Raw genomic sequence first — 12,633 nt, forward strand, 5'->3', positions numbered from 1 at the left:
GGTGCGGGAACGGCTGCTGCCGGTGGAGCGGTTCGTTCCGGTGTCGCGCTGTGCCTGACTCACCTAGGCCCCTTGGTCGATCCCTGGCCGCCGGGGTGGTCGCCGGAGTTCCCCTGGCCCGGCGCGCTTGTGGTGGAGGCGGCCGTGGTCGTGGGCGCCTTGGTGGGCAGTTCCGTGGTCTCGCCGCCGGTCTTGGTGGCGCTCACCGAGGGCGAGGGGCTCGGGGCCGCTGACTCCTCGGGCGTGGCGGAAGGGCCGGCGGTGAGCCGGTCGGTCGAGCCGGGCTGGTCCGTGGCCTTCGTCGAGCCCTCCTGCTTCTCGCTCCAGGGCAGCACGCCGCCGGAAGGCACCGGACTGAAGAATCCTGCGATCACGACGGCTATGAAGACAACACAGACCGCCGCGACAGCGAGGGCCGCACGGCGGATCAGCCGACTGCGGCGGCCCGATGCATCGACGAAGACCGAGCCGTCGGCGTGCCCGGCGTCGTCCTGGTCGTCGTCGGTGCGGTAGGCGTATCCGTCGTCTCGATATATGTGGTCGTGCTCTATGCCGTAGGCCCCATGGTCGGTCTCATGGGGGCCGAAGCCCCCCTCGTGGGTGTTGTGGCCGCCACCGTACGCATCGTGACCGTCAGCGTACGTGCCTCGGGGGTGGCCGAAAGCATCGCCGGGCGCAACCCCGTGACCGGTCGCAGCCGACTCCTGCCACCCCTGCCCGGCCGCTGGATCCACGTATCCGTCATACGCCAGGGGGCTGTCGCCGTACCGGTGGGACACGAGCGGCAGGCCCTGGGTGTCGCCACGGTCCTGGTAGGCGCCGTTCCCGGCGTACACGCCATTGGCGCCGTCCGCGAGGTTCGCTTGCTCCGCGTGGTACACGCCATTGGCGCCGCTTGCGCCGTACGCACCGTTGCCGTGTTGAGGCTGCCAGGACATGGGCGCAGAGGATAGAGACTCGGGGGACCTGCGATGCAACGGAGGACGATACCGGCTCAAAGCCCCCCAGCCCCTCCATGACAAAACGGCTGGAAAGCTGCCCTATATCGCCCTATCAGTAGGCCGAGCTCGCGGGTCGATGCGACGGCGATGACTGCGGACAGTGGAACGCCTACGGCGACACGGTGGACTTCTGCCAGACTCCACCCAACGATCGCCCAGCACGTGGCGCTTCACGATCCCGCCCGCGTCCTTCGCGACGTAGAAGCCAAGCGCCGTGTTCTGGCGCGGCACACGCTCGGCCCACCGATCGGCGATCCCGAATTGCCCTGGGACAATCGCAGCGACTGCCATTACGACGGCGAGGACTGGCCATGTCCCGACATCCTGGACGTGGCCCTGCCCTACGCCAGTCACCCGGACTATCGCGAACAGTGGCGGCCGCACCAGATGCGCACAAGGTAGGGCAGGGATCAGCCGTCAACCACGAGTGGCGCTGAGCAGCCGAGCTCCGTGCCAGATCCGTGCCAGATTGAGCGGTCATTCACGGTCGCTCGGAGCGTGTGGCCGTGCAAGTGTCCGCTCAGAGGCGTGGTGTCGCCGTACGTGGGATGACCAGGGGCGCCCCATGGTTGATCGGTGCCAGGCTTACAAAGCAGATGTCGGCGGTTCGAAACCGTCCGCGCCCGCCAGCACAAAGGCCCCCAGCCGATCATGGCTGGGGGCCTTTGACATCCACTTCTGACATCAACCGGGGCTGTCATTCACGACCGGCCGCCGCTTGAGCATCCGGTCCAGGTGGCTCACTGCCTCGCGCTGCGTGTCCTGCACGACGTGCGTGTAGATGTTCATCGTCACGGCGATCTGGCTGTGCCCGAGGATCTCGACGACAGCGCCCCCGTCCACGGGCGAACTTATCCGTGGACGGGGGCGGACAGCAGTGATGTCCACTACCGGTTGGTTCCTTGGGCTGCCTTGCTACCCGTCGTAACCGTTTGATCGCGCGCCGGACGCCCGCCTCCTGATGACGACCAAGGTCACGCCGCCCGCGATGAGCAGCGCTGCCCCGATGCTCGCCAATGGAGCGAAGAGGTCGTTCGAGCCGGTGTTCGCCAGATGATGGGGGCGCTTTGTGGCGTGGGGACCCGTCGTCTCGTGCGGTCCGGTGCCGTGCGGCGCGCCCGGTTGGTGATGGCCGTTGTGGGGACGGCCCGTCGTTCCGGGCGGGCCGGTAGGTCCGGTGGGGCCAGTCGGACCGGGTACTCCGGGCGCGCCGCTCGGTCCGGCAGGGCCGCTCGGTCCGGCGGGTCCACTGGGTCCGGCAGGGCCGCTCGGTCCGGCAGGGCCGCTCGGTCCGGCGGGTCCACTGGGTCCGGCAGGGCCGCTGGGTCCACTAGGACCGGGCGGTCCTGACGGTCCGACGATGCAGCTCGGCCTGGTGATCACGTTGGAGTCGAGCGTCACTGAGCCGTTCCGCGCGAGTAGCCGGCCCTCGATCCTGGCGCTGGTGGTCGCCGTGATCGAGGTCAGCGCCATGATCGTGCCCTCGAAGAACGAACCTGTCCCCAGGGTGGCCGATTCGGCGGTCTGCCAGAAGACGTTGCACGGCTGAGCGCCGTTGATGAGCGAGACGGTGCTGGCGGAACTGGTGATCAGCGTGGACGCGAGCTGGAAGATGAAGACCGCGTTGGGATCACCCTGGGCGTCGAGCGTAAGCGTCCCGCTGAGGCCGATCGGGCCCGTGGCGTTGTAGACGCCCGGGGGCAGGGTCTGACCTACGAGGTCTCCTGCAATGCTCGCGTCCGGGGCCTGCCCCGCTGCGTTGTTGTACGCGGTGGTCAGGTCGAGCTGCGCCTGGGCCGCGGCCGCGTCGCCCGCGTGGGTCGCGCCGCTCACGATTCCAGGTGGGAAGCCCACGATCGCGCTTCCCGGGCTGACGCCCAGATCCCCTTGGAGGACACTTGGGCCGGTGTTGGTAACGGTCTGGCCGCCCAGCACCGCGTAGCTGTCGGCGGTTCCCAGGCCCGGTGCGGTAGCCGCGCGTGCGCTGGTCGCCATCGCCAGGAGTGCGGCCGAGCAGAGCAGGACCAGCCCGAGAACAAACGCGATCGTCGCCGTCAGTCGTTGACGCTGCGGCCTTCGGAAATCGGTGGTACAGGCACTATTGATTGCCATGCACATTGCCTTCCGCTTACTCGGTGTCGTCGCGAACCCAGGCGTACGAACGCAGCGTTGCGCTTCGAGGGTGCATTCGCCGATCAGTTCGAAGGCGACATGGGGGACGAACGGCCACGGAAATCCACGAAGGCAGGTGAGGATGCGGCCGTCCTCGGTGCAAGGACATGGACCAGGCACGCGACCCGGTCCGGCTCAGCACTCACCATGAGATCACCTGGTAGCAGCGCTTCTTGGGAGGCAAACGGGTGGTTTTGCCGGTGGGCGTTGGTCAGCCCCACACGCGTGGGTGTGTCATGCGGGCTGGTGCGCGGCGAAGCTTGCGGAATCCCACGTTTTGAGGTGTCCATGTCGCCATCGCTGACTGCCCCGTCAGGAGCTGAGCCGCGGGTCGGACGTGGCGGCTGGTGACGCCAAATTCGTACCCCCACAACGAAAGCGGGATAGTGCCCATTTGCATGCGCTGAGAAGATGCGCCTGATCCCTTGATCACTCACCTTCGCCGTCTCAGTGCGTGTGCCATGCGCGGGAGTTCCTCGTGTAGCAGGCGGCCGACCAGGGCGCCGCCGAAGACGACGGCGCCGACACCGACCAGCCAGGACTGGATGACCAGGACGGTTCCGACGGGGCCGTAGGTGATGGTGTTGGATGCGATCAGCGGCGAGAAGACGAGCCGGGAGAAGACCCTCAGGCCGAGCAGCCCGATCACGGTGGCGACCGCGCCGGGAAACAGGGCACGCCAGCGGATCCGCCCGCCGAGCAGCAATCGCTGAGACCACCAGAGGAGCAGGAGGGCGCTCAGCGACGCGACGGCCCCACCCGCCAGGGGCTCGCGCCGCAGCGTGGTGGTGGCGGAGACGAAGAGGTATCCGGTGAGGACGCCGAGCCACACCACATGACGCCACCTGGCCCACCAGCGGGCCGGCGGCAGATCCCAGACCTTCTCGTAGCCGGTCTGCACCGCAGCCCCGAAGCTCAGGCCGAACACGGCAAGGGCGGCAACGCCGAAGGCGGTCGTGGTCCGCAGCGCCTGGCCGGGCCGGGTGAACAACTGCTCGACCTCTGTCCTGGAGGCGGTCGACACGCCGAGCCCTTCGCCGAGCCACTGCGCGAACCCCCGCCCGTGCTCGGGATCGGCGGAGGAGACGATGATCAGCAGCGGCACCAGGGTGAGGAGCCCCAGCGCCGCGAAGCCCAGCGCACGCGACCACAGCTCAATCTCGCTGCTCCGCCGCCATCCGCGCCCGACTGGTGAACGGCTGATCACGCGGCGCAGCCGTCCGAACCAGGATGAACGGTCCGCGGCACCAGAAGGCTTCATCGGCATCCCTGTCGACTACCACGGCCGGAGCCCTTACCGAGCGAGGGCGCGACGCAGAGGTTCCCCGATAGCCTGGCAGGACAAGGGGCGGGCTACCGGGGCTCAGCGGGCTGCGCCTGCCCGTGAAGGCGGCTCGCACCAGCCCGGATCAACGGCTCAGGAGGACAGACCATGATCCATGCAGCCGATATCCGTGAGTGGCGCAACCGCAACGTCGTCGACCCGAAGGGCCACAAGATCGGCGCGCTCGAAGCGATCTACGTGGACACCACCACCGACGAACCGGCCATGGCCACGGTCCGCACTGGACTGCCCACCCGCCACCAACTGGCCTTCGTGCCCCTCGACGAGGCCATCCTGGGGCCGGACTATGTCAAGGTCTCCTACGCCAAGGCGCTGGTGAAGAAGGCGCCCTCGGTCGGCCTGGACGACATCCTGCCCGCCGGGGCAGAGGAAGCGATCTTCCGGCACTACGACCTGCCGTACCAGTCGGGTGCGGGCGGCGAGAGGCAACTCGCGCGCCGCTGACCGCCCGGAGCTCAGCCAGAAGGAGGTGTTCGCATCATGGCTCTCTTCCTGCTTCTCGTTCTGGTCGCCGTCGTGCTGGGAATCATCGGAGCGGTGGCAGAGGGGCTGGACTATCTGCTGATCATCGGCATCGTGGTTCTCGTGGCTGCTGTGGCCTTCATCGCCGTGCGCTGGTCCCGACGCTCCGGTCGCCGCCCCATCCGATAACGCGGTGTTATCGGGTTGAGCGAACTTGCAAAGCAGATGTCGGCGGTTCGAAACCGTCCGTGCCCACCAGTAGGAAGCACGACAAAGGCCCAGGTCACCGGTAGCGAAGCGGGAGCCTGGGCCTTGATCGTTCGTGTGCCATGCGGGCCGGAGCGAGGCGTCGTGCCACTTGCGTGCCAGATGCGTCCTCGGGCCCCTCAGCGGCAGACTCCGTCGGCCGGACCTTCTTGATCTGTTCATCGACGTGAGCGGCGATCGTATGATCCCGTCCGTTGACCAGGTGCTGATAGATCAGCGCGGCCCCAACCGAGGAGTGCCCCATGCGCTGCATCAGCTCACGCGTCGTTGTGTTGCCCGTGTGCCGGAGGTCGTGACGACTCGACTCGGCGTATAGGTCGAGATGCACAGCAAGCTCAGCCGTCAGCGACGCCGGAAACGCGACGGTACGGACACCAGTCGCACTCGCCCTTCGGCCGAGCCGAAGCACTTCCGGCGACTCGGACGCGGCCGTCCCTGATCAGGGCGACACGCTTGCGGCACACCTAGAGGTCGTGCGCCCATCCGGTCCGCTCGAACCGGCTAAGGGCCGTCGTGAGCTGGAAGGAGCCGGACCCTCAGGTGGAAGCGTGAGGCCGGCCGTGGCGACACTGGAAGCATGAGAGGCCGGACTTCATCGGAAGGTCCACCGCCGCGGACTGCAACCGCGAAACGGGTCGACTACACGGGAGCCGTGTACGGCTCATTGCTTGCCGCCTCGGTGTTGGTCGGCGCCGGATCGCTCGGTTCGTTCCCGCGCTTGGAACTTGTTCTGTTGCTGCTCTGCACTGGTGTGGTGTTTTGGGCCGCGCATGTTTTCGCCCGCCTCTTCGGGGAGAGGATCGCGTACGCGCCAATGAGCGGCCAGGAGATCCGGCGGGTGTGTGTAGCCGAGTGGCCGATCGTCAAGGCAGCGGTCCCACCGGCCGCTGCGGTCGCTGTTAGTCCGCTGCTAGGGCTCGGACCGGAAGGGACCGTGTGGCTGGGCCTCGGCGTCGCGATCGCCGGTCAGGTCGGCTGGGCGGCGATGGCGGCGCTCCGCGCGGGCGCGACCGGCCGTCTGATACTGGCCGCCGGGGCGGTCAACCTGGCCCTCGGCCTCCTCATAGTGGTCCTCAAAGTCGCCCTGAAGCACTGAGTACGCGTGCCGAAATTACCCATCGCGGGTGAGGGCTGCTTCCCGGCTCGCGCCGGGCATTGAAGGGCTCGGCCGACGTGCCAGAGCCGTGCCAGATCGAGCGGTCAAGCACGGTCAGTCCTGGCGTGTGGAGGTGCACGGCCAGCAAGCAGGCGCAGCGTCGCTGTAGATCCGCTGACCTGCGACGTTCGGTTGGAGGGTGGGACCAGACTTACAAAGCAGAAGTCGGCGGTTCGAAGCCGTCCGCGCCCACCAGTAGGAAGCAGGAAAGGCCCAGGTCACCGGTCGCGAAATCGGAGCCTGGGTCTTGTTCGTTACCCAGCCGCGGGGGCGGGGGAGGGGGCGTCGTGCCAGCGTGTGACTGGGCGCTGCGGGCGGTGCGCTGCTGCACCCCTGCGGCTGCCCGGAGGACAACTGCTGCTGGTCTTCACCGGCCTGGCAGTCCTCACCTCCCTAGCCGGCCTCCTGCCCGCCCGCCGCGCCACGAGCACCACCACCCCGATGAACGCGCTGGGCAGCACCGAATGAACCAGAGGCCGAGCAGCCCTTGGGGCCATCACATACGCGGAATCAGCGTCACTTCGACTTCTCCCACCCTGGCCGTCCAGCGCTCTCCCCGTTCTACGGCCGCGCGACCATCGCTGAGCATCTGATCGTGTATGACTCGCGCCGATTCATGCAGGACCGCAGCGTCCCTAGGGGACATGGCTCGTTCCTGAATCCGCTGCACCGACTGATCAAGAGCCTGTACAGCGCCCTCGATGTCGCCCACATCCTCACCCGCCGAGGCGATCGGCGAGACTTCCCAGGACATCCATAGAGCCATGGTCGAAGCATAGGAGCAGGCCAGGGAGTCCGTCGTCGTCACCAGGCCAGACGGGGTCGGCCGGGAAACAGGGGGATCAGCGGTCGCCGGCGGACAGCGCCAATGAGAACGGCCCCTGACCGAGTTACCTGGTGAGGGGCCGATCACCTGAGGTGGGTGCGGGAATTGAACCCATGGTGACATCGCTGCCACGACGGCCCCCAAGCTCGTCGAGCGGTTGTCGCCCAATCAGGCTCCACCGACATCGACGCGTCGCTCCGTCAGTGGCCCGCCTGCTCCCTCCGAAGAGTTCGAGTTCTCCAGCAGGCCATGGCCTCCGCGCCGAAGCCGGCCGCTACGAAAAGGCATCCCAGCCAGAAGAGCGACGTGCTCTGCCGCTCCACGCCGCCGAGCAGCATCGCCACTATGCCGAGGTTGGGAAGAATCACCGAGCCGGCCGTCCACCACCGGCCCTGACGAGCGTGGACAACCGCGGAGGCCAACCCGAGCACGAAGACCAGCGTCATCACTGCCATTGCTATCCGCATGACGGCAGTCTGCCGCGTCCGTCAGCGCCGGGTGAGGGTGGAGGGCGCGCCGGCGGACTGGGCACCTTCGTCGCCCAGGCCCAGAGTGTCGCGGCCGGTCATCGTGACGACGTAGATATTGCCCGTGGGGCAGGAGACGGAGACCGATTGGTCGGTGGGGTGGCTGGTGACCGCCTCGAAGACCATCGATGTCCGGCGTACCTCCCGCAGTTCCAGGGCCTCGGTGCAGCCCAGCTCACGGCCGCTGCCCACCTCGGTCACCCTGCTGACCTGCTTGCCCGCCAGTTCACCCCGCAGCGCCGGGTGGAGGGTCAGGGTGACGGCGAACTGGCCGGTCCGCGCCTGGGTGACGCCGTCGGCGGTGGGGGTGCCCGGGCCGGTGCCGACCCATGTACCGGCCCAGGTCGCGGGAAGAGAAGCGACGGTGGGCGACGGCGAAGGCGTCCCGCCGGATGCCTCATCGCCGGAGAAATGCTGCACGAGGAGCGTGCCCGCCGTGGCGATCAGGGCCGCGGTAACGGTCCCTGCGACAACCCAGGCGGTACGGCGGGACAGCCGCCGTCGCAACGAAGCGGCAGCCGGCGGGGCGGTGGCGCCTGCGCCGTCAGAAGCCGGGCCGTCCGCAGCCTCAGGTGACACGGGCGCAACAGGCGGCGGTTGCGCTGCTGCGGAGACCAACGCCTGCGCCTCCTCCTCCCGCACGGCGAGATCCCTCGCCAGCGCATCAGGCAGCAGCTGCGGCCAGGTACCGGTCCGGCCGCCCAGGCGTTCCAGCAGCGCGCCGATGGCGCCGACCGTAGGCCGCTGCTGCGGGTTCTTGGCCAGGCAGGACCGCAGCAGCGAGACCAGGGCGGCCGGAACCCCGTCGAGGTTCGGCTCCTCGTGCACGATGCGGTACAGCAACACCGCCGCCGAGACCTCCTCGTCCCGGTGGGAAAAGGGGCCCAGTCCGGTCGCCGCGTACACCAGCACCGCGGCCAGGGAGAAGACATCACCCGGCGCACCCGATCCCCCGGCACTCGCCTGCTCCGGCGCCAGATAACCCGGAGAACCGATCACGCCGCCGGTCCTCGTGTGACGCGAGTCCTCCATCGCGCGCGCGATCCCGAAGTCGATGAGCAAAGGACTGCGGCGGCCCAACAGCACATTGGACGGCTTGACATCCCGGTGGGCCAGCCCCGCCCCGTGTACTGCCCCGAGCGCCCCGCACAGCTCGGCCGCCAGAGCCAGTACGGACCGCTCGGGCAACCGGCCGTACCGCTGCACCCACTCCGCCAACGAAGGCGCGGCCACGTACTCCGTGGCGAGCCACTGCGGGCGCTGCCCCACAGGGCTGTAGTCCACCACCGCGGTGGTCCAAGGGGAGCGCACCCGGTCGCTGTTACGGATTTCCCGCGCGAACCGCTCCTCGAACCCCGGCTCCCGCCCGAACTCGGCACGCACCGTCTTCAACGCCAGCGGCCGCCCCGACACCGTCCGGGACAGATACACCCGCCCCATGCCGCCCTCACCGAGCCGCGCCAGCAGTGGATAACCACCAATAGCCCCCGGATCGGACCCGTCCAGCAACTCCACGCCCCCGCCGCCCCCTCACACCTGCACACTGCCAACCAGGTTCCGCCCCCGGACCGGCCCGACCAGGCGCCGCATCCATAACGTCCGCACCAAGCATCACCTGCCACACCCACAACCGACCACCCAGGCCACGACTTCCGGCGCTCGAGAACCCGTCACCGGCCGAGAGATGGACGGCCGGCGAGCGGTCCAAGGCCGAGCCGACCGACGGCGGTGCGGCTTTCCTCGTCCCCAGGTCCCGCACGCTGTCAGCAGCGACGGGTCTGGTACGGCACGGGGGCGGGGTACGGTTCGGGCGGTGTCGGGCACCGGCTCACCGCGACGAGGAAGGTCAGCACGATTCCGCCTGCCACGACGAAGAGTGTGGTGCTGATCCCGTCGGCGGTGGCGACTCGAAGCTGTTCACCGGAGAGGCCGTCGAGGCCCGCAGTCGCCACCAGGACGAGGATGGCGAGGCCGACAGCCGCGCCCGCGCCTGAGCCTGTGGAGGCAATGCCGGAGGCGGTGCCTTGTTGTCGGTCGGGGACTCCGGTGGCGGCGGCGATGAACATGGTCGTGAAGACCACCCCGTCGCCGATGCTGAGCGCCACGAGGCCGGGGACGAGTTCGACGTATGTGCCGTTCGGCGAGATCGCGAGGCCGAGTGCGAGCGCACCGAGCGCACCGACGGCGAGGGCCGCGGCCAGCGTGCGCCTGAGACCGAACCGCGTCACGAACTGGCCTGCGGTTGTGGAACCGGCCACCACCACTGCCGTGGGGATGAGGAAGCCGGCGCCGGTCTGCAGAGCGTCGTAGCCCAGAACCTCCTGGAAGTAGAGGGACAGGAAGTAGAGCACGGAGCCGAAGGTCGCCATGAACATGAACGCGATGACGACGCCGGTGATCAGGTTGGGGTTGGAGAGCAGCTGGGGTGGCATGAGCGGGTCGTCGCTGTGCCGCTCGATGATGAAGAAAGCCCCGATCAGCAGCAGGCCCGCCACTGCGCTGACCAGGATGCCCGGCGAAAGCCAGCCCAGTCCGGGGCCTTGCACGAGGGCGAAAACGATGAGTGTGACGCCGACAGTGACGCTGAGCGCACCGGGGAGGTCGAACGTGCGGCCCTTTTCGCGTTCACCGTCCCGGGGGATCAATACGAAGGCAAGCAGCAGCGCGGGGCCGGCCAGGGCGACGTTGACGAGGAAGACCGCTTCCCAGCCGAACGCCTGCGTCAGAAGTCCGCCGAGCAGCACACCGATGACGAGTCCTGCCGCGCCCGACCCTCCCCAGATTCCCAATGCGCGGTTGCGGGCGCGGCCTTCGGCGAAGGTGGTGTTGATGAGTGCCAGGGTGGTGGGGAAGACGAGGGCTCCGCCGAGACCTTGCACTGCGCGGGCGGCGAGGAGCATTCCGGGCCCGGTCGCGAGTCCTCCCGCGAGCGCTGACCCGGCATAGAGCGCGAGGCCGGTGGCCAGGATGCGGCGTCGTCCGAGCAGGTCGGCGGCACGCCCGCCGAACAGCAGGAAGCCGGCCGAGGCTACTGCGTAGGCGCTGATGACCGACTGGAGCGTCCGCGCGGAATAGCCGAGGTCGCGTGCGATGTCGGGGAGTGCCACGACCACGATGTACTGGTCGAGCGAAACGATCAGCATGGCGAAGGACAGGAGCGCCAGCATCGCTGTCTCACGGTTCCAACCGAGGCTTCCGGGCGCTGATGATGTCTCTATGGGGCCCACGACAGCACTCCTGATGATCGGCCAAGTCTGCGCTTACGGCCTGCCGGGAAAGTCCGTCTGATTCGGGGTGGGCGGGCAGGAGGGCGGGCCTCGCCGAGAATGGACGGTTGCCAAGACCCTATACAGCTAGCCCTCGCCAATCCCGTCAACGACCCACGTTCGTCGGACGGCGCACTGACGACGGATCACATGCATCGGGTACGGCCACACGGCTCTGGACAATCCGAGCAGCTGTGTCGGCCGGCATGCGGTCCGCTACTTCCTCAGCGGTGTACTCCCGCCTCGCGGTGCCACATGCGAACAGGACACCCCGCCCTTCACGGAGCCGAGCGCGCGCTCTGCCTCTTCCGGGGGAAGCTGACCGGCACGCATGTGTTGCCGGGCCGTCGGCTCGATCGTGCCGAAGGTGGAGCGCCGGACTCGGCATCCCGGTTTCAAGCGGTATCCGGACCGTCTGGACCGCGACCATTGGAGCCCCTTGACGCGGTCATCGTGACTCCACCGACCTTGATCTTTCTCTGCTTGCCGAGCCGGTCTTCTGCTAGGAAGCAGTCATGGAAGCAGCACTGGTCGGACTTGCAGGCACAACGGTGGGGGCTGTAACTGGCTTTGCGGGCGCGTGGCTTGCTCAGCGCGGCCAGGTACGCATCCAGCAGGAGCAACGAGCACACGCAGAACAGGTGCGCTGGCTGGATGACAAGAAGGGCCTGTACAGGGACCTTTTGATCAGGCTCTACGGCTGGCACGACTCCCTTGCCTCCATCGTGAAGGGCGAGGACGACGGGAAGCTGTCCGAGAACCGGTCGGCCGCTTATAAGTGGATCGTCGAGGCGTCCCTGATATCCGGCGACGAGGTTCGTTCTGCTGTGAGTGAGGTGCATCGTGCCCTGCTTCGCGGCCAGGCCGTGATCTCTGAGAGCACCTCAACGACGGACGAATGGCCGCTCCAGGGCGTGGAGGATGGCCTTTCAGCGCTGGAAGACGCGCTCCGGGCCGAACTGGCTATGCCTGGGCGGGTGGGTTCGCGAACCCGGCTGGGCCGAGGCTGACGGTCAAGGGCGTGCACAACCGCGCCGGACAGTCGGATCCACGGGGGAGCCGTTTCGAGAGCGATGAGTTCCGGTCGTCGCTGCGGTCCCCACTGTGTACGTACTCGAAGAACCCCGCCCACGGGCGGCATCCTGGAGGGCGGAGCCGTGGTTGACGATGCGACGCAGATCCGGACATTGATCGAACGCTGGGCGCAGGCGGTGCACGCCGGTGATATGGACGGTGTTCTCGCTGATCACGCCGAGGACATCGTGATGTTCGATGTGCCGCCGCCGAGTGACGGGGTGCGGGGCATCGGCCCCTACCGGGAGACCTGGCCGCCCTTCTTCACGTGGCAGCGGAAGGGCGCCTCCTTCGAGATCGTCTCGCTTGAGGTCACGGCGGGCGACGACGTCGCATTCGCGTACGCGTTGCTGCGCTGCGGCACTCCCCAGGAGTTGCAGGAGGACCCCGAGAACCGCCTGCGCCTGACGGTCGGGCTACGTAAGGAACGCGGAAGGTGGGTCGTGGCGCACGAACACCATTCGTTCCCGTCCAAAGACTGACGGAAACGGCCGCCGAACGGAACAGTCCTGGCCTTTTCCCTCGGCGTGGGCAGCG

General features: G+C 68.1%; 16 protein-coding genes. 8 read left to right on the forward strand and 8 right to left on the reverse strand.

Features of this window, described 5'->3' with window-relative positions; translation table 11 throughout:
- Positions 1 to 59 precede the first annotated feature (59 nt).
- Positions 60 to 938, reverse strand: a complete 879-nt coding sequence (locus tag OG905_RS28125; RefSeq protein WP_328678222.1) for a hypothetical protein — start codon at positions 936 to 938, stop codon at positions 60 to 62.
- A 150-nt stretch (positions 939 to 1,088) separates the two neighbouring features.
- Here OG905_RS28125 and OG905_RS28130 point away from each other — a divergent pair, with 150 nt between their 5' ends.
- Entirely contained in the window at positions 1,089 to 1,403 is a 315-nt protein-coding gene (locus OG905_RS28130) for a DUF6221 family protein (RefSeq protein ID WP_328678224.1), read from the forward strand.
- 282 nt (positions 1,404 to 1,685) lie between these two features.
- Here the strand turns inward: OG905_RS28130 and OG905_RS28135 are convergent, their stop codons facing one another.
- From OG905_RS28135 to OG905_RS28145, 3 genes are all read right to left on the reverse strand, one after another.
- Entirely contained in the window at positions 1,686 to 1,844 is a 159-nt protein-coding gene (locus tag OG905_RS28135) for an integrase (protein ID WP_328678226.1), read from the reverse strand.
- A gap of 72 nt (positions 1,845 to 1,916) precedes the next feature.
- Positions 1,917 to 3,113 (reverse strand): ice-binding family protein, encoded by a 1,197-nt coding sequence (locus OG905_RS28140; RefSeq protein WP_328678228.1) that lies wholly within the window; start codon positions 3,111 to 3,113, stop codon positions 1,917 to 1,919.
- Positions 3,114 to 3,606: 493 nt separating this feature from the next.
- Positions 3,607 to 4,440: a YhjD/YihY/BrkB family envelope integrity protein gene (locus OG905_RS28145; protein ID WP_328678231.1), complete on the reverse strand. Its 834-nt coding sequence runs from the start codon at positions 4,438 to 4,440 to the stop codon at positions 3,607 to 3,609.
- Between the two features lie 165 nt (positions 4,441 to 4,605).
- Here OG905_RS28145 and OG905_RS28150 point away from each other — a divergent pair, with 165 nt between their 5' ends.
- From OG905_RS28150 to OG905_RS28165, 4 genes are all read left to right on the forward strand, one after another.
- Positions 4,606 to 4,962 carry a PRC-barrel domain-containing protein gene (locus OG905_RS28150; RefSeq protein ID WP_328678233.1) on the forward strand — a complete coding sequence of 119 codons (357 nt, stop codon included), beginning with the start codon at positions 4,606 to 4,608 and terminating at the stop codon, positions 4,960 to 4,962.
- Positions 4,963 to 4,998: 36 nt separating this feature from the next.
- Entirely contained in the window at positions 4,999 to 5,169 is a 171-nt protein-coding gene (locus OG905_RS28155; RefSeq protein ID WP_328678235.1) for a hypothetical protein, read from the forward strand.
- Positions 5,170 to 5,824: 655 nt separating this feature from the next.
- Complete coding sequence (locus OG905_RS28160; RefSeq protein ID WP_328678237.1) at positions 5,825 to 6,343, forward strand: hypothetical protein; 519 nt, start codon at positions 5,825 to 5,827, stop codon at positions 6,341 to 6,343.
- Positions 6,344 to 6,700: 357 nt separating this feature from the next.
- Positions 6,701 to 6,871 (forward strand): hypothetical protein, encoded by a 171-nt coding sequence (locus OG905_RS28165; RefSeq protein WP_328678240.1) that lies wholly within the window; start codon positions 6,701 to 6,703, stop codon positions 6,869 to 6,871.
- Between the two features lie 28 nt (positions 6,872 to 6,899).
- Here OG905_RS28165 and OG905_RS28170 read toward each other — a convergent pair whose 3' ends face one another.
- The 4 genes from OG905_RS28170 to OG905_RS28185 form a co-directional block, all read right to left on the reverse strand.
- Positions 6,900 to 7,169, reverse strand: a complete 270-nt coding sequence (locus OG905_RS28170) for a hypothetical protein (RefSeq protein WP_328678242.1) — start codon at positions 7,167 to 7,169, stop codon at positions 6,900 to 6,902.
- 260 nt (positions 7,170 to 7,429) lie between these two features.
- Complete coding sequence (locus tag OG905_RS28175; protein ID WP_328678244.1) at positions 7,430 to 7,696, reverse strand: hypothetical protein; 267 nt, start codon at positions 7,694 to 7,696, stop codon at positions 7,430 to 7,432.
- A 21-nt stretch (positions 7,697 to 7,717) separates the two neighbouring features.
- Complete coding sequence (locus OG905_RS28180) at positions 7,718 to 9,271, reverse strand: serine/threonine-protein kinase (RefSeq protein ID WP_328678246.1); 1,554 nt, start codon at positions 9,269 to 9,271, stop codon at positions 7,718 to 7,720.
- Between the two features lie 248 nt (positions 9,272 to 9,519).
- A complete protein-coding gene (locus OG905_RS28185) occupies positions 9,520 to 10,923 on the reverse strand; it encodes an MFS transporter (protein ID WP_328678248.1) in 1,404 nt (467 codons plus the stop codon).
- A gap of 253 nt (positions 10,924 to 11,176) precedes the next feature.
- On the opposite strand from OG905_RS28185, the gene OG905_RS28190 reads away from it, so the two are divergent.
- The 3 genes from OG905_RS28190 to OG905_RS28200 all read left to right on the forward strand — a co-directional run bounded on the left by OG905_RS28190 (position 11,177) and on the right by OG905_RS28200 (position 12,578).
- Complete coding sequence (locus OG905_RS28190) at positions 11,177 to 11,344, forward strand: alpha/beta hydrolase (protein WP_328682649.1); 168 nt, start codon at positions 11,177 to 11,179, stop codon at positions 11,342 to 11,344.
- A 193-nt stretch (positions 11,345 to 11,537) separates the two neighbouring features.
- Positions 11,538 to 12,032, forward strand: coding sequence for a hypothetical protein (locus OG905_RS28195; RefSeq protein WP_328678250.1), 495 nt, complete (start codon positions 11,538 to 11,540; stop codon positions 12,030 to 12,032).
- A 147-nt stretch (positions 12,033 to 12,179) separates the two neighbouring features.
- Complete coding sequence (locus tag OG905_RS28200) at positions 12,180 to 12,578, forward strand: YybH family protein (RefSeq protein WP_328678252.1); 399 nt, start codon at positions 12,180 to 12,182, stop codon at positions 12,576 to 12,578.
- Positions 12,579 to 12,633 lie beyond the last annotated feature (55 nt).

This window comes from Streptomyces sp. NBC_00322 (assembly GCF_036147535.1).
Classification (GTDB): domain Bacteria; phylum Actinomycetota; class Actinomycetes; order Streptomycetales; family Streptomycetaceae; genus Streptomyces.